This is a genomic window from [Flexibacter] sp. ATCC 35208, assembly GCF_001975825.1.
Classification (GTDB): Bacteria; Bacteroidota; Bacteroidia; order Chitinophagales; family Chitinophagaceae; genus Chitinophaga.
In genome coordinates this window covers 16,980-35,898 of sequence record NZ_MTKN01000010.1, presented here as the reverse complement: position 1 = coordinate 35,898, position 18,919 = coordinate 16,980, and the positions used below count along the sequence as shown (strand labels likewise).

The window sequence follows — 18,919 nt, the reverse complement described above, 5'->3', positions numbered from 1 at the left end:
TATTTATGAAAACTAAATTATTGCTTGCTGTACTGGTATTAGGCCTGGGGTCCCTTGTTTCTGGCTGTAAAAAAGAGTACATCACACAAGAGGTTCCTAACATTACAATTCAGACATCTGTTGCCTCCACTGCCTGGCAATATGACCAGACTACAAAAACTTACTATGCACAGATTAATATGCCTGAAATTAATGAAAGTACAAACCAGACTGATGGCGTATTAGCATATATTTCCGGTGATGGTACTACCTGGGAAGCTTTACCAGATGTGTACAATGGTTCCAGTATTGTATACACCTACAAACCAGGCGTACTCTATCTTGAAATTCAGGGCGCTACCGGTACAACAGTAGATCCTCCTGGCGACCTTTATCTTAAAATAGTATTAGTTGCTTCACAAGCAGAATAATAAAAACGTATTTTAAAAGCTCCTTTAACCAAAGGGGCTTTTTTATTTCCCCCTTTCTAATACGTAATTCTCCTTTTGTAATTCATATTTGACCTAACTAATCAGCATCATTTTGATTTTGGAATTCCAACGTATATTTTTGTCAGAACAGTGAACAGGCAATATTGCCTTCTAAACTTTCATGCATAACTATGGTCCGGAAACTACTGAATGTGACAGGTCTCTTACTGGCACCCTTTTTACAATTGATGGCGCAAAGCCAATATGAACTTAATAGTGGCTGGGAATGTGCAAATGTATCCGACGTCACTGTAAAGGGCGAAGCACTGTCAACACCTGCCTATGGGCTCAAAGGCTGGTTACCAGCTACTGTGCCGGGTACCGTCTTAACGACGTTACTGAACAACAAACTTGTTCCAGATCCTTTCTATGGAATGAATAATGAACGTATACCTGATATCTATACCACAGGGCGCGATCATTATACTTACTGGTTCGTAAAAGACTTCTCAGAAGCGACTCCTGCTGCTGACCGCCAGGTTTGGCTGCACTTCAGAGGCGTAAACGACGGTTGCGATATCTACCTGAACGGTCACCGCCTGAACGCGACTACCCACTACGGTACCTACATCCGTCATTCTTACAACATTACTTCCTTCCTCGCAAAGGATGGCAAAAACCGCCTGGCGGTGATCGTATATCCACCTGTCAATATTGGTAATCCTAATGGTGGCCAGGGTGGCGATGGTACGATTGCAAAAAACGTAGGCCCTCAGTACACCGCGGGTTGGGACTGGATTCAGCCCATGCGCGATCGTAATACCGGCATATGGGACAAGGTGACCATCGAAAAAACAGGTGCTGTGAACATCAGCAACCCACACGTGGTAACCAATGTACCAGGTCCAAGATGGCCGGAAGGCAAGCAGGCCCCTGCTACAATCAAGGTAAGCGCAGAACTGGATAACGCTACTGCAAAAACCATTGCAGGTACCCTGCGTTATACCATTGGTGGTGTGACCGTGAGCAGCAAAGTAACGCTGGCGCCAAAAGCACATACCGAAGTACAACTGCCCGACCTGGAACTGAAAGATCCTAAACTCTGGTGGCCTGCCGGTTATGGCCCGCAGAACCTGTACCAGAGCAAGGTAGAGTTTGTAGAAAATACCAAAGTAGACGATACTGAAGAAATCACTGTAGGTGTACGCGAAATCCGTACTTTCTGGAATGCGCACACCAGAAGCCGTGAGATCTCTGTAAATGGTCAGAATATCTTCATCAAGGGTGGTAACTGGATCACTTCCGATGCAATGTTCCGCTTCACCAACGAGCGTTACGATGCAGAAGTTCGTTTCCACCGCGACATGAACCTGAACCTGATCCGTATATGGGGTGGTAGTCTCACCGAAAGGCCTGAGTTCTTCCAGGCTTGTGATAAATACGGTATGCTGGTATTCCAGGACTTCTGGATGAGCGGCGACTGTAACGGTCGTTGGGTAGACCCAATGAAGAAAGAAGACCAGTGGACCCGCAGACAATATCCTGATGATCACCGCCTGTGGATCAACTCCGCTGCGGACCAGGTAAAACTGCTGCGTAACCACGCTTCCCTGGCATTCTGGTGTGGTGGTAATGAAATTACCCCTCCTACAGATATCTTCGATGTGCTGGCAGACAGCATTATGCCTAAACTGGATGGTACACGTTACTTCTTCCATTATTCCAACACCGATAGTATGTCTTACAACATGCTGGGGGGCAATGGCGACGGCCCTTACAACTGGCAGCCGCTGAATGTATTCTGGAATGAAAGAACCTGGCCGTTCAACTCCGAAGTAGGCTCTGTTGGCGTAGGCGACCTGGAATCACTGGAACGCTTTATACCAAAAGAAAACCTGGTAGGTCCTGAAAATAAATCTGGTGGTGTTGATTCAGTATGGGATTATCACAAATACATTCCTTACTTCAATTCACTGGATGTATATGGTAAACCCAAAGATATCAGGGACTGGACGAACAAGGCACAGCTGGTAAACTATGATCAGTACCGTGGCCTGATGGAAGGTTTCAGTTCTCATATGTGGGATTGGTACACAGGTGTGATCATCTGGAAAACACAGAACCCATGGACTGCATTACGTGGACAGCACTACGATTACTACCTGGATCCAAACGCCTGTCTGTATGGTAACAGAGCCGGTGCTACACCTGTACATGGTATGATCAATCCAACCGATGGTACAGTATTCATTGTAAACAATACTTTCGATTACTATCACGACATCATGCTGCAACTGAAAGCATATGATATGAAAGGTCATGATACGCTGATCACACAGGTGTTCTCTGAAATCGGTCCATCCAATGTACAGAAGATCATGAACATCAAAGCTTTCCTGGATAAGCTGGGAGAGAAGGAAGGTGTGTTCCTGGCAGTACGCCTCATCAAAGCTGATAAAACTGTGATGGATGATAACCTGTACTGGTTCCCTGATGCAAAAGGCAACTACTCCGGTCTGCAGAACATGCAGGCTGCTAAACCACAGATCACGGCAACTAAATCAGGCAATGATATCCATGTGAAGATCAGCAACCCTAAAGGTGGTCCGCTGGCATTCTTTAACAGGGTATCACTGGTAGATGCACAGACAAAGAAGAGAATTCTGCCTGTGTTCTACAATGATAACTATGTATCAGTAGTGCCTGGAGAAGAGAAAGTAGTGATTATCAGTGGTGATGCAATTGGTAAAAGCGGCAAAGCACAGGTAACTGTGAGCGGCTGGAACCTGGCAGAACAAGTAATTGAAATAAAATAATCTGGCCCTCAATTATAGTCCAGTCTCATTTTTATTAGCCGGCCGCAGGCCAGCGTCAAAAAAAATCGCTTTTACCGTCAGGTAAAAGCGATTTTTTTTTGAAAATTATCCACACAAGTCATTTTAAAACCCCCATTATCATCTATGCCCAACTCTCCCGGAAAACAGCCATTTTTCATCTAAAATGTTAAATTCTCTATTAAATTTTGACTTTTTTAATTTTTTTTACCTATATAATATATGCCCTCCAACCCCTTGATACTGATATAATTTTAATCTTTTTAACGCACCTAAACCCGTATCTGTTCATATATTATTAATATTAAAAAATACTAATAACTAAAGTATTTACTATATTTATTTCCGATTTACATCCTTTTATCCAATATGATGCCAAAGCAACGAGGGTTGTTCTTGCTGGAAGAGCTATGTGCGGTAGTAAAAATGGAACATTTTGTATGACGCTGGAGCTATTGGTTACATATTAACGGCAGTAAAGCATATAATATTATTTCGTATTGATGAATATTTGGCAATGCAGTATAAATCTATATTTATCGTATTAATCTTAGGATGGATCAGCGCGCTAACAGGATGTTCCAAAGGCGGAGCCGCCTGCGATACAGGCCTTAAGCCCAAAGTCAAAAGCAATGGTCCCATTGGTAACAATGAAACGCTCACGCTCTCCAGTTCTGGTGTAAGTGCCGTTCAATCCTATGTCTGGTCCGGCCCCAATGGGTATACATCAACAGATGCGGCACCTAAGATCTCTGCTCCTACCAGAGGCAAATATGTGTATTCAGTAACTGTAACTACCACAGGTGGCTGTACCTACACCGGCAATTCTGATACTATCGTTGTCACTGGCCCTACAAACGCCTGTGGTCTGGATAGTAACCAGGCTACCCTGCAAGGTGTGGTTGACCTCTCCTTCAATAAGGTAGTAGGGACTACTGGTACCAGCGATTACGTAGTTACTGCTACAAACGGGAATGCTACTATTACTGTAGAATTTCCCAACAATCAGCCTCCTGCTGAAGGTATCTATTCTATCCAGAAATCCAGTTCTTCACTGCCTTCAGGCTATTGCAGACTGACGGCCAAGGCGATCACTACTGCTCCATGGACCACAGATACATCATCAGGATCTGTTTATGTATCTATTGATAATAACGTAACCACTATCAGCTTCTGCAGTGTGATATTCAATTCCACTGAATACAGCGGCGATGTAAAAGGTGGTGCACGCATTATCTGGCAGCCTTAATCGCTGTCTGTTCAAAGCTTGTCATAATCGAATCTATAGCGAGAAAGTTCCGGGCATAGTCTCCAGCACGACTGGTGATGTGTCCGGAATCTTCGTTTATAGCCTGTAGCAATCCCTCATACAGCGCCTGCTGGTTTTCTGCCTGCACCACTATACCCATTTCATTTGTCCTTACCAGCTCGTACAGACTGGTACCTTCATTGGCCGTGATCAATGCTAATCCTTCTACTGCCAGTATCGTAGTGAGCTTACTTGGCATCACCAGGTCGGCGGCATTGGCTTTTTGTATTACCAGGTGAATGTCTGCCATGTTCAGGAACCGGTTGAATTGCGAAGAAGGCTGGGTAGGGTAGAAGATCACATTGTGCAAAGACATGGCCTGCGCCTTGTTTTCCAAAGTTGTTTTATAGGGCCCTGACCCACAGATCAGGAACTTCAGCCGGGTATCTGTCTGCATAGCGCCGGCTACTTCCAGTATGGATTCCAACCCCTGTTTCTCGCCAATAGCACCTGAATATAGTATCACTTTATCCTGCGCATGGAAGCCAAAATCTGCTTTGAGAATCGCTTTCTCTGTGATGGGAAAGAAATGACTGATGGCTACCCAATTTGGGAAAAAGAAGATGTCCCTGCCTGATTTGGCCGCAATCTTCCGCATCATACCCTCCGAAATACTGCTTACCAGGTCTGCCCTGCGGAGTATAAAACGTTCCATGCGGAACAAGGTATTGATCAGCCATCGGGAACGGATCATCTGTAGGTCACGGGCTGCTTCTATCTGCATGTCCTGTATGTGATAGAGCAGCCGCGCCCCCCTGATCCACTTGTACAACAGGCCCAGAAAGCCTAAATGGAACGGGGGTACGACCACCATGACCACATCGAATTTCGTGGTAAACAACAATGTGAATAACCGAAAGAACGCAGCGATAAAAAAGGTCGCATCCATCAATATACGTTTCATACCTGATGGCGCTGCCGGTATATACTGAGGACAGCGATAAACAGTGAGCCTCCCGTGTACTTCCTTTTTATACCAGCGTCCCTGCTGTTCATAAGGAGGCTGTATCTTCCAGTGTGGGTAATAAGGATAAGTAGTAATGACAGTACAATCGTGACCTTTATCCGCCAGCCATTGTATCATTTCCCCATTGTATTTTCCAATTCCGGTTGGCTCAGGACTATAGTTGCCTGTAATCAGTAATAATCGTTCGGACATATTCTTAATAAGCGTTCTTATCCCCTTTTATCATGTTCACCATTGTCTGGAATATGATCTGGCAATCCAGCCAGAAGCTGTAATTTTCAATATACCAGATATCGTAGTCTACTCTTTTCTGCATCATACCTGACTGGCTGGTTTCACCCCTGCAACCATTTACCTGTGCCCATCCTGTGATGCCCGGTTTTACCATCTGCCTGCGCATATAGTGTTGCACCGTTTCCCTTGATTCTATATGCAGGGGAGTGGCATGTGGACGCGGACCTACAAATGACATGTTGCCCAACAGCACATTGAAAAACTGTGGCAATTCATCAAGATTGGTTTTACGCAGGAACCTGCCTATTGAAGTAACACGGCTGTCATTGCGGGTTGCCTGCAGGAACCTGCCGTTCGCATCCACTTCACTGGTCTGTACGATCATGGAACGGAACTTATAGCAGGTGATCTTTTTATTTTTCAGCCCCCACCTTTCCTGTTTGAAAAATACCGGACCTTTTGACGTCAGTTTGATGAGCGCCGCAATCAGCAGGAACAACCAGCTGAAAGCAGTGAAAAGTACGAGCGTAAATGCGATATCAAACCCCCGCTTTATTCTTTGTAATGCAGGATCATCCAGCGGACAGGAACGGATGTTTACCAGTGGAAAAGATCCCAACAGGTTCATACTCACCGTAGGGGAACAATACTGGTGTACATTGGGAATGATCTTCACATTTTTTGCGGCGCGTTCACTGGCTACAATAATGCTTTCCGTCTGGTCCCTGGCATATTCCGGCAGGGCAACGATCACATCGTCTATTTCATTTGCTTCCAGTATATTGGTCAGTTCAGAGAGATTGCCCAGGTATTGCCCATGTAACTGTGTTTGCGCCTGGTCGCCTACAAAACCGATACAGTTATAACCGAAATGACCGTTATTGGTAATAGTGTGATAAAAGTCGATACCAGTTTCGCCAGTGCCTACGATCAGAACATTTTTTTTGCGATGCCGCTGATTGCGGAGTTTCAGCAGGGTTTTCTTTACTGCATATCTTGTGAACAATACACCCGCAAATACATATGTGGAATACAATAACGTAAAGGTGCGTGGGTAGCTATAGTTTTTGAAGAGATAAAAAAACAGGAAGGTGAGTACGCATGATTGTAACAATACATTTTTCAATACAGCTACAAATTCAAATGAAAACGAGTTAACCTTATCATATTCAACATACAACCGGAGAGACGAGCCGAGCGCGATCCAGGTGCTGATACTGATACTAAGCAGTATCCAATCCAGGGGAGTAAATATCATCCCCCCCTTGGTACTGATATAGTATCTGGTAAGTACAAATGCCGCTCCCAGTATGGTAAAGTCAATAAAGTGCCGTAAATATTGTACAGCATAATTTCGATTCTTCATAGTCACAAGATTACAGTAGGCATCGGTTGCCGTATATCAATTTCCTATTGGCGTTACTGTTAGTTTTTAACTCAGTCAGGTTTGGGTAGGCTATGAAGATCGGAGTGGTGAATTTGGGGGCTTGCTTGGTTTTATTATTACAAAACTGCTACGCTTTTTGTTCTTACTCCTTTAAAAAAAAGATGATCAGCTCAGGCTGCTGTTTTTCGTTTATACAACAAGTCCATTTGTAAAATTTGCAAAGCATCTGTCTGGCAGAAACCAACAGGAGCGATGAATTCAAATCCCAGCTCTTTTACATAATTATGCATCTCATCAAAGAGGGGTTCTCCTTCATACATAGGTACGAACGATGTTTCGAACAGGAGGTAATCTATTTTGTCCAGGCTTGCAGCAGCCCCTTTCAGTACTTCTTTTTCAAACCCCTGTACATCCAGTTTCAGGAGCACCGGTGCTTCAAAAGGAATGTTTCTAAACAGGTCGTCTATCCTTCTTACAGGTACTTTGATCTGGTGTTCAGAAGCGGTCTGTGGGAAAAACTGTTGCTGTATACTTGATACATGCAGTGCAGAGCTGGCATGTGAATAATCGTTCTGAAAGAACTCCAGGAAGCCGTTGGTACTACCCAGTGCAAAGTTGTACGTACTGATACCTTTCGCCTTGCTGATGTTTTGCTGCAATGTGTGAAATACAGCCGGCACCGGCTCAAAAGAATGAATACCGGCACGTGGATAAAAGAAACGTGCAGAAAGCGCAAACTGTCCCTGGTTGGCGCCTACATCGATGATTGTTTTTATTTCCGGAATATAGTGTTTACAGTTATGCAAAATTGTGGTGGAGGCAATGGATCCTCCTTTTTTCCACAAGGCACTGAGACCTCTTCCTGATTGTAAAAAAACTTTGGCCGCGTCGGCAATTTTGAAAATGAAATTCATAGTGAAAATTTAGTGTTCCAGCAATGTTTGTAAAAAGCGATTGTTTCCTGAATGCTTTTGTCCCATGTAAAGAATTGCGATCGGGTATACCCCGCCTGAATAATTGTATCCCTGAAATGTTGATCTTCGAGCAATTGGATTTTTTCTGCAAATGCAGCAGGAGAGGGGTTGTTCACCAGTAGCCCTGCGGTACCTGTCACTTCCGGTATGGAAGTGGTGTAGGTAGCAACTACCGGGCAACCCGCCTTCATGGCTTCTCCAGGTGGAAATCCAAAGCCTTCGTAGGAGGAAGGATACAAGAGGCACCAGGCATAATTGTATAGGATGTTCAGCGCTGAGGAACTCACATCCCGGAGTATATGATACCTGCCTGGAATGGCCTGTTCCAGTACCTCCCTGTCTTTGGACTGCCAGGGTTCACCACCTGCTATCACCAGCTGGTATTGGGCTGGTAATAACTGCAATGTTGCCACTGCCTGATCGAAGTTTTTGTAGTGGCCGCGCACGCCGATGTACAGAATATAAGGTGACGGGGGCAATGCGAAGTCAGGCGGCTGCTGTTTGTTCAGGGGATAAAAGCAATCAGCAATACCATGAAGAATAACCCTGACTTTTTCAGGATCCGTTTTGGGATAGAAATACAATAGCTCTTTCCGGGTACTTTCTGAGATGCAGATAATACCGTCTGCATGGCGTATGCCATAAGCCTTTTGCCGGATGTTGGCCAGCCCGCGGGGGAATCGGGTAGCCATCCTTCGCTCATGTGCAAAGTCATGTAATGTGAGAATGTTGACGATATCTTTTTGGGGTGATACACGTAAGTAACCACCATGAAATACAGCACTGGAAGGCAGTGTGTACCGCAATGGCAGGTAGCGCAGATACTTTGGAGGTATCCAGCTTTCACGGATACAGGGATAAGGACTATAGTCAAGCTGCTGCTCAAAGAGATTGTCAGAATGCAGATCCGCATTCAGAAAGTTCAGCGGCAGATCTGTATTGCAGAGCCCTTTCAGTAGCTCATACCAATACATAGACACACCGCCTGCCCTTTGAATCGTAAACACAATATTGTCTAAATATATCTGCATCACATGGTCATTTTAGTAGTCTCTCCATCATCGTAAGCGCATAACATTGCTACTATTATCAGGAACAGATCTATTTGACTAAAAAAGAAGCATACCCATACAAAGGCGAAATACCCTTTTTGAAAAGCCCCCAGCTGTGGCCTTGTTATAGTAAGCACTGCGAAAAAGCAGATGAGGGCCAGCAAACCAAACTCTGCCAATATGTAGAACCAACGCATATTCAGGTTATGCCCGCCAATACCGTTCAACCTGTTTTCATAGTTCACTTGCCCAAAGAAGTATTGTGCAGGAATAAACGTACTATTACCCGCACCATAGCCGGACAGCAGCAGGTAAGGTTCATCTTTGAAGAAGTCTACCACCGGCAGCTCCATATCTCTTTGCAATGGCATCCCCATTACTACATTGTCTTTCTGCCAGATCTCATTATCATACCTGTATACAGAGCGCTTGAACACTAACTGATAAAAGGTATTTGTCTGGTTTTTGGCGTACAGCTTTATAAAATATTTACTGGATGCTGCGACCCCCAGGAATAGACCGATGATGATGCTTATGGATAGGAGTATACGTAACCTGGCAGATGAAATACTGGCGAGGAATATACAGCAGATTCCCGCCGAAAGCAGGTTGATCCAGAAGGTTTGAGATACAGTGAGCACACCCATGATCAGAGAGATCGCAGCCCACTTGTATTCCCTGTCATTTAGAAACAAGGGGATGGTGAGTGATAGAAATGCACTGAACACTTTCGGCTCTGCAAATAATGCCTGTATGCGCAGGCTGAAAAAGGATGTGGATTGCTCCAGCAGGTAACGGTGTTGTAACCCGATGATCTCACCCAATGCTTCACTTTTGAATATAAATTGTGACACGATCTGCAGAATGGCAATTGCAAAAGAAAATTTTGCAATCTTTTTCATGGTGGCAGCATACAGCTCAAAAGACAACTGTTTCCTTTCCTGTACAATCTTAGCCCCCAGTGCAAAGAGCGGTAGAAAAGACTTGATGTAAAAATAAATGGGTCTGAAGTAGAAAGCCGATTTCTTACCAGGTGGATAATAGAACGGATCTTTATACACCTGCACAAGAACAAAAATAACAAGGCTTGACAATGCCGGTAGTACCAGTAATAACAGGTATTCACGTCTGATGAGTGTCTGCCCTGTAAAGAGCCTGTGTGCCTGCTCCACCATGAAGACTGCACTGATAAAGAAAGTCGCGGTAAAGGTAGGACCTACTATCAGCATCGTATAAGCTTCAGTGGCAAAGGCAAATAAAGCAGTTTCCATCGCAGTGATCCTCCTGCTGTAGTGCAGGTATAACAATATACTGGCAATGACAAGGGGCATAGCTTCCTTGAACATCTCCACGAATTGATTACTGCTGATGAGGGCGTTATAAATACTATCCATATTTACGAAATGCGCTTATACAGGTTATAGAGGAATGGCGTGCCCCTTACAATCTTCTTTGCCATATAAGACAGGTAAGGAGGATTGAACAGGCTCGCTACTGAATAATTATCAGCTGCATCGTCAATGCTTATCTCTTTTGGATGAACGATATTGCTGATACTGCCATACACCATTTTTTTGAACCAGGCAGGCGTGGCGCGGGTATGTGTTGCTTCCTTTCCATACCCGATGTTTTTAATCAGGTTGGTATTAGGAATAATAGCATATCCATGATTGAACCACACACTCATAAACCATTGAATATCCCAGGTATCGATTCTATTAGTATAGATATTGTCAATATCTGTGAGGAACTGGCGGTTCATACCTTTCCTGGAAACATCCTTGTACCGCTGCAGGGTAAAGTCATAATATTTCCATGCCCTGCGCCAGGTAGCCCATCCCCAGATGTGTGCGAATCGTGAAAAGTAATAAGATGCATCACCTCTTTGCAGTCCCATCTGGTAATTGCTGCCAGCGATGTGCATAACATGGTTGTTATGTCTGTATCGCTCCAGCAGGGAGGTACAGAAGCTAAAAAAGGTGGGATCTGGTATGCAGTCATCTTCCAGGATAATCCCTTCTTCTACCTGTTCAAAGAACCACCCGATGGCGCTGCTCACCGCTTTGCCACACCCCAGGTTCTCAACTCTGAACAAGGTTTTTACTTCACAGGGCCAGTCCACCGCATTCATCACTTCATTCCGGGTAGATTTACACAGGGAGGCTTCGCCTGGTTTACCAGGACGGGGACCGTCTGCTGCGATAAACAACCGGGAAGGTTGTTGGGCTTTGATTTGCTCAAATACCCGCATGGTTTGAAAGGGACGGTTGAATATCAGTAATAGCACAGGTGTTTCGAGCTTCATTATTTTATAGCTTCAAGTGATACTGCATTTTCAAATCTTGTTCTTTCTTCTACCAGCTTAAACATCGGATCCGGGCAATCATTGAATGCACATTGCCTTACGGTACTAAAACCCGCTTCCTGCAGGATGTTGGACAGGGAGAGATGATCCCACATGTATAGATGTTCGCTGTTGCCCAGCGTGCTTGTCAGCAGACTTTTGAATCCCCTTTGCCGTTGCTTTTTGCCCAGCATCGTTTTTTCGAGGAACTTGGTATTTGCATTGATATCATGATTGGCGAGGTCTTCTACATACTCCCTGGCAGCTGATTCCAGGTCAGGTAATACACAGCGGAAATAGCCGCCTGGTTTCAGAATGCGATAGGTATTACGCACCGCCAGCAGACAATCATCATAAGAAAGATGCTCCAGTACATGAGAACAGTATACACCATCGCATGAATTTTTACTGATACCAGGCAATGATTTCAGAATATCTCCCTGCTGAACATCTTTTGGGAAAGTAACATGCAGCCTGCCTTTCAGCAATTTGCCAAGGATAGGTAACTGCTGGATCCGGAGTGTTGGACTTGCATCAAAATTGGTCCATCCATCAGGCACTGAATAGGGACCGCATCCATACTGTACATATAACTTATTCATATACGCTAATGACCTTTGATATTCCTGAAAATGTAGGTATAATATGTTTTGGCAAAGATGTCGTAACCCGCTGCCTGCATGAATTTGCCCAGCTCTGTATTATACATGTCTCCCAGCAGGAAGGGATTGCTTTCTACCAGGATGTATGCAGGGCGATACTTTTGCCAGTTGTTTGAACGCAGCACATCCATATCCAGTCCTTCTGCATCAATAGTAAGGAAGTCGATCGCAGTGCCGGCAGGTAAGTATTTATCCAGAATGTCACCCAGTGGCCAGGTTTCAATCTGTTCTTCCCCAATCACTTTGTATTTAGGGTCCTGTGTGTATTCTTCCACCTTGTCAGGCGAAAAGGTATTCAGCGCAGGGTCATTGAAAATGTGGTAGGTCAGGTGCTGCCTGGTGGAGGATACCCCCATTTCCAGGTTGGTATCCAGTGGACGGTATCTGTCAAACATCGCTTTGGAGCCGGGGTTCGGATCGATGTTGATGCCTTTCCAGCGTTTTTTATAGAATATATAGGTGTTGGATACACGAAAAGGATGGTGTGCACCCACATCGACATAAGTACCATTTTGTTTGTTGTCAAAAATTCTTTTCAAAATCAGGTCTTCCCCCTCCGAGCTGTACGCCGGAGCCAGGTACCTGATCTGAGGTGCTAGCTTTGATCCCAACCAGGCAATTAATTTTTTAACTTGACTCATTTACTCAACGACTTTTGACGTAATACAGATAATAAGTTTTCAATAGAACTCTTCAACGCCAGATGCAACTGCCAGATATCTGCAAGCGCCTTTCCTGGGTGTAGCATTTTTATAATGAACATTTTTGCCTGTCCGGTTTTGTCAACAATGATCAGGCAGGTAGCGACGGTTGTATAAGAAATAACGGTAGCAATAGCTGCAGCTATACCTCCCAGTGAGGGAATCAGCAACAGGTTGATCAGCAGGTTCGCTGCAATACCCGCAATTGTTGCATACAGGTTCGCTTTATAGTTGCCTTCCACTATCAGGTATTGCATAATGGCAACACATATAAATACGGGTATATTCGCCCAGATATGTATGGAAAGGATCACACCTGCATGTGGATACTGGCTGCCATATAAGATGCCTGTGAGCCAGCTGGAAGCAATTGTCATAATAATGGCAATCACCGTACTGCCCCACATAGAAAGCCGGATCCATTTCTCCACATTTTCTAAATACCTGCCGTGATTGGTTTGCCTTTTCTGTATCAGGTTGGGTAAAATAGCAACGGCTATCACCGTCGGTATCGCATACCACAACTCTGATATACGGGCAGCTGCTGCATATTCTCCCAGTTGTTGCGGGGTAGTCAGTATATCCAGCATCAGCTGATCGCTTTTCATGTACAGCAGTACAAGTATACCGGTGAACAGGAGGGACCAGCTTTGTGAAATCAGGTAGCGGGCTTCCTGCATGCGTACTTTAAACAATGAGGCAATGCCTTCATGCCAGATGTAATACCCAAATATGAGCAGGTAGGTAACCACCAGTTCCGCAAGAGATACCCACGGGATGATCATAAAAGAAAGATTCATCCTGATACACATAATCTTGATCAGGCAGAATAAAACAAATATGGTCACCTTCGGTATAATGACCCGTTGCACCTGGTTGTGTGCCTGGTAGAAGTAGTCAAATACATCGAATGATTGCAGCAGGATATTAAAAGCAGTAATGGTGGTACACCAGATGTACAAAGGATTGTTCTGCCTGGTGAACCAGGGGATCATAATACAAATTGTGCAGGATAGAATGCCCGCTACAATTCGCATACACAGCGCTGTAGACACAATCTCATCCCTGCGCTCAGGGGCAGATACCAATTCTTTCACTACAATCTTGTCCAGCCCCAGCACCGCTATACCACCTACAATTGCAGTAAGGGCTATAGAATAGTTCCAGATACCAAATTCCTCAGGGCCGATATGACGTGCAATCATAGCCATGGTAAATAAACCAAGGAACAGCCGCGCCAGTTTGTCAATCAGCAGCCAACCACTATTTTGAAGGATCTTATGCAAGACGATGTTTTAGTTTTTTGAAAAATGAAAACCATCTTTTTACTTTCAGATTTTCCTGTGAATATGAATAATGGTCGTAATAGTAGTTTGGATAGAAACTATCCTGTTCAATACCGTTGAAGATGATACCGGTTTTGCGGAAATGCCCTTCCCTGATATTTTCTGCTACTGCTTTCAGTTTCGATTTTAAGGTGAAATTGTACCGGATTACAAAAAGGCTGGCATCAATATAAGGTGCGAGACTCTTTGCATCAGAAACGATACCGATTGGCGCCGTATCAATGATGATGTAGTCATAGCGTTCTTTTAGTGTAGTCAGCAGTGTACGCATCCTGTTTCCTTCTATCAGTTCCACCGGGTTAGGAGGAATAGGTCCGGATGAAATCAGGTGTAGGTCGGTACCCGGCACTTTGCGGATAATATCGTCGATAGATTTATTCTCTACGATATAATTAGTGATGCCTGTAAAATTGTCCATGCCCAGGAACTTGGAGAGTTTTGGTTTACGCAGGTCAAGTTCCAGCAGTATTACTTTCTTTTTATTCACTGTGAGGGAGTTGCCCAGGTGCGCACTTAAGAAAGTTTTACCCTCGCCGGAAATGCTGGAAGTAACCAGGATAGTAGTACTATCAGTATGTTCGCTCAACAGGTAACGAAGATTGGTACGTAAGTTGAAGATTTGTTCCAACAGTACGGACCTGTTTTGAAGAGAAAAGTTTTTGGCTGTTTCTTCTTCATCCTGGTATATTTCTGCCATAAGCGGAAGTTCAAATAATTGTTCAATCTCAGTTTTGCTAAGGATCTTATTGTTAAGGAAATATTTCAGGTAGATGTAAAGCGTACTCAGTGCCAGACCAGCAGCAAGGAATCCTACAAAGGCCATCGTTTTCCTGGGTGATTCCGGTTTTTCAGGAATGAATGCAGGAGCAATAACCCTGTTGTCAGTCACATTACTTGCATAGGAAACCGATGCTTCTTCTTTCTTTTTCAACAGGTAGAGGTAGAGATTTTCTTTTACGCCCTGTTGTCTTTTGATATTGATATATTCTCTTTCGTAAGCCGGAATGTTGGCAATTTTAGCCTGGATCTGGTTGACCTTTTGCTGCATCTGGTTCTGTGCTACGCCGGCGTTGCGCCTGTAACCGGAGATGTAGTTTTTAATAGTATTACGTGCATCTTCTATTTGGCTATCCAGGTTTTGTACGATCATACTGCTGGGTTGCAGGGAGAGCGAGAGTTTGTTTTTTTCTTTCAGCAGCTCTTCATACCTGTTGATCATGGCCGTCAGGGTTTGATCAACGGTGCCCAGCATCGGTGCGAAAGGATAACTATTACCCGGTGCATTCAGGTACTCGTCCACCTGGTCGAATACGGAGAGCTGCATGTTTGCATCATTCAGTTTTATATCTGCATCCTTTACCTGTTCCAGGGCCAGTTTGGAAGTGCCTTCGATATCGGTAATACCCCGCTGCACTTTGAATCGTTCCTCCTGTTTTTCCAGGTAGCCCAGCTCATCGCGCAGGGAGTCAATACGTACAGAGAGGAAGTTGATCGTTTTCAGGGCTACCCTGTTCTTATCATCCAGCGTATAATCGTTGTAGGTATCCAGCAGTGCATTGATAAAGTGAGCAGCACGTGCCGCGACGGCATCCTCATAAGTCACCAATATTACAGTCGCGTCTTTATTCACCAGCGCTGTGCCTATATCATCCAACTTTTCATAGGCCAGTTCTGCAATAGAATCCACCCGGATGCGATAGTCATTCATGCCGGGAACTTCTATAGTGGGGGTGCTGTAAGTGATGTTAAACTGATCGCGTCCTACAGTAAAAGGGACGCCTGATTGCACAGTGAAATCTTTCGTCTGGTCATCACCATATTCAGCTTTTACTTTCAGACCGTTTCTTTCTGGGGTTATATCAAAAACATAATTGCCGATATTGGCAGTATCACTAAGAACCCGGATGCTGAACGGGGAGTTGTCATAGAGTTCTTGATTACGAACTGCTGCTTTCCGGTAGTAACGAATGTTGAAGTGATTGTCCCTGATTACTTTGGCTATCAATATCGGGGACTTGATCACTTCCATTTCATTCTCAATATTTTTCCCGCTACTGAATAGGGAGAGCGACTTGAGCATATCCATTTCTTCACCACCACCTTTCTTTTCATCTTTCAGATACAACTTAGCGCTGGACATATACCTCGGTTTGGCATATTTCAGGTAGATGAATGCTCCCAAAACTGAGAGCAGTATGAGGATGAGATAAAGTGGCCAATGGAATGCCAGTTTCTTCAACAGGTCATTCAGATCAATAACTGCAGCCCGGTTATTTGTTTCGTTTTTTTGGTTCATAACGTAGGAATCATTTAACAGTAACGATAATAAGTGTTGTGATGAGGGACAGCGCGCTTATCATAGTTGGAATCAGCGTGACGAATTTTGAACTATTGAACACTTTGTTTTTGCCCGGTCTTATATAAACCACATCATTATTATTCAGGTAATAGTAAGGTGATGAAAGCACTTTACTGTCAGTCAGGTTGAGGGACACATACTTTTTTACACCATCTACTTCCCTGATCACCGTAACATTATCATGCAGGGCGGTTACATTCATATCGCCGGCCATACTGAGTGCATCCAGTATGGATACCCGTTCAGCACCTATCTTGAACGAGCCTGGGCGCGCAACATCACCTAACACAGATATTTTGAAATTGGTAATACGGGTAGAAACAAAGGCATTACGGATACTTTTGTCCAGTTCTGTAGTAATGACAGTGTTGATTTCTGCCGTTGTTTTATCCTTTACATAAACCCTGCCTGCCATCGGGAGATTGATGTAGCCGTCACTATCTACGATATAACCGGGATCAATACCATTGGCAGTAGTGGAAACAGCGGATACGGCAGCAGGATTCAGAATCTGGGAAATGTCTTTGTCAATGGTCGTAACAGTAATTTGCAATACATCCCCGGGTTGAACTTTAAGTGGCTGTAAGGAATGCCCGTTTTCCTCACCCATTTGTTGCTGAATGTCGTTTAAATAGGTTATTTTTTTGGTCTCAATGCAGCTGGCCATTAAGAACAAACTGCTAATTAACAGTAAATGGATTTTGGATTTCATGTGTTATTTAATTATAGATCGTGTGTATTTGATGGTTGAATAGATTATGCTTCCGGAATGATGGCAGCAGGCACAGTGCTCGTCCTTTTTTTAATTAATTTCTGTCGTAAAGTCTGTTGTACAGGGAGCTCGAAATAGTAGTGGCCCAAAACACTTAGTGTGATCAGAACTACATAGAATAATAATAAGGTGAGGGGAGACTGGAATATTGTTTTGGGTAAACCCAGCGCATTGACCAGTACGGCGGCAGCAACCATGAGCGGAAAGTGAATCAGGTACAGGCAATAGCTGGCATTTCCGAGTAGCTGTGTCCACCTGGCCCTGATGCCGCTTTTGATCGTCTCTGCCATGGCTAATACCAGTACAGTAACAGGAGACACAATCGTTCTGAAAAATGTATTAGTCGCCAGGTAAAAGATCTTTTCATTTTTTTCATCCGTCCAGGCTGGCAGTAATTTGTGTGTAACAGAGAAGAACAGGCGATGAGTAAACGAAAAATAATATTCGGCAAGGATATACATCCATAACAACACAGCAGCAATGGCAATATTGCGGGTCAGTTTCCCGAAATATTTTTTAGTGCACAACCAGGAGTATATATGATATACGAGTGCCCCTAAAAAGAAAGAATAGATACCCTGACCGATCATTGGGTAAATAGCCTGGACAATAGCACCAGCAACGACCAATAAGATCAATAATCCTTTTCTGTTATGTTGTTTACGCCATGCGATGAGGAAGAATACCAGGTAGAGCAACAACTCTACGGATACAGACCATGATGGCCCGTTAAATCCATTGAGCGCCGGTGTTTTCTCAAACCCCCAGCTGTGGATAACGAGCAGGTTGAGCAGAAAATGCCAGTAGTCATTATTTTGTATAATAAAGGTATGTCCTGACTGTTTCACCATCAGCATTTGCAATGGTATAATGGCCAGGAGCGTAAGAACATGCACAGGATATAGGCGTGTGAACCTGTAGGTAATGAAATAGTTAAAACTGGTTGCCCCCTTTGCGATCTTATCTGCATAGAACCAGAAAAATATAAAACCTGACAGCAGGAAAAAGAGGTCTACCGCATAAAATGCATGATGATAAAAGATGGAGAATACGGAATATAGCGGTAAATGGAAATCTTCGAGGGGAGCTGTCTGAACAGTATAATCCTTATAAAAGAAGAATTGCCAGTGGCATAATACGACAATGAGTGCCGCAAATCCCCTGATTGCATCCAGACTAAAAAAGTATAATGATGAGGGCTTATTCGAGGTCATGGAATGGTGATAATATAAAACAATAAAAAACCTTAATGACTTTTTGGTCATTATTAGAGTGGAGTTATTTCCAGTTTTTTATTGATTATAGCATTCTCAGACGAGGGCAAGTTAAATCAAAAATATCATTTGCACAAAATTGAAAAAAAATCCCTGGCGTAGTGACCTGAGCAGTGGATGTTCGCTATAATATGCTATAGTAAAGATTTTTCCAGTATAAGACTGTTAGGAAAATGGGGCAAGTGCAATACTAAATACGATAGTTATACACGTTATAAATTATTAAAAAATGAACAATATTTGTATTATTTATGTATTTATGGGAGAAAAAAATCCTAGCTGTAGCTCGAAAAA

15 protein-coding genes are annotated in these 18,919 nt (G+C 43.8%); 3 read left to right on the top strand and 12 right to left on the bottom strand.

Annotated features, from left to right (window positions below; all coding sequences use genetic code 11):
* Positions 1-5 precede the first annotated feature (5 nt).
* The 3 genes from BW716_RS08555 to BW716_RS08545 all read left to right on the top strand — a co-directional run bounded on the left by BW716_RS08555 (position 6) and on the right by BW716_RS08545 (position 4,493).
* Positions 6-410, top strand: a complete 405-nt coding sequence (locus BW716_RS08555; protein WP_083722121.1) for a hypothetical protein — start codon at positions 6-8, stop codon at positions 408-410.
* Between the two features lie 191 nt (positions 411-601).
* Positions 602-3,226, top strand: a complete 2,625-nt coding sequence (locus tag BW716_RS08550; RefSeq protein ID WP_083722120.1) for a glycoside hydrolase family 2 TIM barrel-domain containing protein — start codon at positions 602-604, stop codon at positions 3,224-3,226.
* A gap of 535 nt (positions 3,227-3,761) precedes the next feature.
* The gene (locus tag BW716_RS08545; RefSeq protein ID WP_083722119.1) at positions 3,762-4,493 is read left to right on the top strand and encodes a hypothetical protein; all 732 of its coding nucleotides are present in this window, start codon (positions 3,762-3,764) and stop codon (positions 4,491-4,493) included.
* On the opposite strand, the gene BW716_RS08540 is transcribed toward BW716_RS08545, so the two are convergent.
* From BW716_RS08540 to BW716_RS08485, 12 genes are all read right to left on the bottom strand, one after another.
* Positions 4,477-5,712, bottom strand: a complete 1,236-nt coding sequence (locus BW716_RS08540; RefSeq protein WP_083722118.1) for a WcaI family glycosyltransferase — start codon at positions 5,710-5,712, stop codon at positions 4,477-4,479. The two genes, BW716_RS08545 and BW716_RS08540, sit on opposite strands and share 17 nt — an antisense overlap.
* Positions 5,713-5,716: 4 nt before the next feature.
* Complete coding sequence (locus BW716_RS08535) at positions 5,717-7,120, bottom strand: undecaprenyl-phosphate glucose phosphotransferase (protein ID WP_083722117.1); 1,404 nt, start codon at positions 7,118-7,120, stop codon at positions 5,717-5,719.
* 191 nt (positions 7,121-7,311) lie between these two features.
* The gene (locus BW716_RS08530; RefSeq protein ID WP_083722116.1) at positions 7,312-8,055 is read right to left on the bottom strand and encodes an FkbM family methyltransferase; all 744 of its coding nucleotides are present in this window, start codon (positions 8,053-8,055) and stop codon (positions 7,312-7,314) included.
* The gene (locus BW716_RS08525) at positions 8,052-9,146 is read right to left on the bottom strand and encodes a glycosyltransferase family 1 protein (RefSeq protein ID WP_083722115.1); all 1,095 of its coding nucleotides are present in this window, start codon (positions 9,144-9,146) and stop codon (positions 8,052-8,054) included. The genes BW716_RS08530 and BW716_RS08525 overlap by 4 nt, the downstream gene beginning before the upstream one ends.
* A complete protein-coding gene (locus BW716_RS08520) occupies positions 9,146-10,561 on the bottom strand; it encodes a hypothetical protein (protein WP_083722114.1) in 1,416 nt (471 codons plus the stop codon). Before BW716_RS08520 ends, BW716_RS08525 begins: the two co-directional genes overlap by 1 nt.
* Before the next feature lie 2 nt (positions 10,562-10,563).
* Positions 10,564-11,472, bottom strand: coding sequence for a nucleotide-diphospho-sugar transferase (locus tag BW716_RS08515; protein ID WP_179091048.1), 909 nt, complete (start codon positions 11,470-11,472; stop codon positions 10,564-10,566).
* Entirely contained in the window at positions 11,472-12,113 is a 642-nt protein-coding gene (locus BW716_RS08510; RefSeq protein ID WP_083722113.1) for a methyltransferase domain-containing protein, read from the bottom strand. The genes BW716_RS08515 and BW716_RS08510 overlap by 1 nt, the downstream gene beginning before the upstream one ends.
* A gap of 5 nt (positions 12,114-12,118) precedes the next feature.
* The gene (locus BW716_RS08505) at positions 12,119-12,814 is read right to left on the bottom strand and encodes an FkbM family methyltransferase (protein WP_083722112.1); all 696 of its coding nucleotides are present in this window, start codon (positions 12,812-12,814) and stop codon (positions 12,119-12,121) included.
* On the bottom strand, positions 12,811-14,160 hold the full coding sequence (locus BW716_RS08500; protein WP_083722111.1) for a flippase: 1,350 nt from the start codon (positions 14,158-14,160) through the stop codon (positions 12,811-12,813). Before BW716_RS08500 ends, BW716_RS08505 begins: the two co-directional genes overlap by 4 nt.
* Complete coding sequence (locus tag BW716_RS08495; protein WP_083722110.1) at positions 14,153-16,516, bottom strand: polysaccharide biosynthesis tyrosine autokinase; 2,364 nt, start codon at positions 16,514-16,516, stop codon at positions 14,153-14,155. The genes BW716_RS08500 and BW716_RS08495 overlap by 8 nt, the downstream gene beginning before the upstream one ends.
* 10 nt (positions 16,517-16,526) lie before the next feature.
* The gene (locus BW716_RS08490; protein ID WP_083722109.1) at positions 16,527-17,291 is read right to left on the bottom strand and encodes a polysaccharide biosynthesis/export family protein; all 765 of its coding nucleotides are present in this window, start codon (positions 17,289-17,291) and stop codon (positions 16,527-16,529) included.
* 44 nt (positions 17,292-17,335) lie between these two features.
* On the bottom strand, positions 17,336-18,565 hold the full coding sequence (locus BW716_RS08485; RefSeq protein ID WP_179091047.1) for an acyltransferase: 1,230 nt from the start codon (positions 18,563-18,565) through the stop codon (positions 17,336-17,338).
* Positions 18,566-18,919 lie beyond the last annotated feature (354 nt).

What these genes read in the sequence shown, in the direction of transcription:
- BW716_RS08490 (WP_083722109.1), bottom strand. Translation starts at nt 17,291, where the DNA reads ATGAAATCCAAAATCCATTTACTGTTAATTAGCAGTTTGTTCTTAATG.
- BW716_RS08555 (WP_083722121.1), top strand. Translation starts at nt 6, where the DNA reads ATGAAAACTAAATTATTGCTTGCTGTACTGGTATTAGGCCTGGGGTCC.
- BW716_RS08505 (WP_083722112.1), bottom strand. Translation starts at nt 12,814, where the DNA reads ATGAGTCAAGTTAAAAAATTAATTGCCTGGTTGGGATCAAAGCTAGCA.
- BW716_RS08550 (WP_083722120.1), top strand. Translation starts at nt 602, where the DNA reads ATGGTCCGGAAACTACTGAATGTGACAGGTCTCTTACTGGCACCCTTT.
- BW716_RS08485 (WP_179091047.1), bottom strand. Translation starts at nt 18,565, where the DNA reads ATGACCTCGAATAAGCCCTCATCATTATACTTTTTTAGTCTGGATGCA.
- BW716_RS08525 (WP_083722115.1), bottom strand. Translation starts at nt 9,146, where the DNA reads ATGCAGATATATTTAGACAATATTGTGTTTACGATTCAAAGGGCAGGC.
- BW716_RS08530 (WP_083722116.1), bottom strand. Translation starts at nt 8,055, where the DNA reads ATGAATTTCATTTTCAAAATTGCCGACGCGGCCAAAGTTTTTTTACAA.
- BW716_RS08520 (WP_083722114.1), bottom strand. Translation starts at nt 10,561, where the DNA reads ATGGATAGTATTTATAACGCCCTCATCAGCAGTAATCAATTCGTGGAG.
- BW716_RS08510 (WP_083722113.1), bottom strand. Translation starts at nt 12,113, where the DNA reads ATGAATAAGTTATATGTACAGTATGGATGCGGTCCCTATTCAGTGCCT.
- BW716_RS08540 (WP_083722118.1), bottom strand. Translation starts at nt 5,712, where the DNA reads ATGTCCGAACGATTATTACTGATTACAGGCAACTATAGTCCTGAGCCA.
- BW716_RS08535 (WP_083722117.1), bottom strand. Translation starts at nt 7,120, where the DNA reads ATGAAGAATCGAAATTATGCTGTACAATATTTACGGCACTTTATTGAC.
- BW716_RS08515 (WP_179091048.1), bottom strand. Translation starts at nt 11,472, where the DNA reads ATGAAGCTCGAAACACCTGTGCTATTACTGATATTCAACCGTCCCTTT.
- BW716_RS08545 (WP_083722119.1), top strand. Translation starts at nt 3,762, where the DNA reads ATGCAGTATAAATCTATATTTATCGTATTAATCTTAGGATGGATCAGC.
- BW716_RS08495 (WP_083722110.1), bottom strand. Translation starts at nt 16,516, where the DNA reads ATGAACCAAAAAAACGAAACAAATAACCGGGCTGCAGTTATTGATCTG.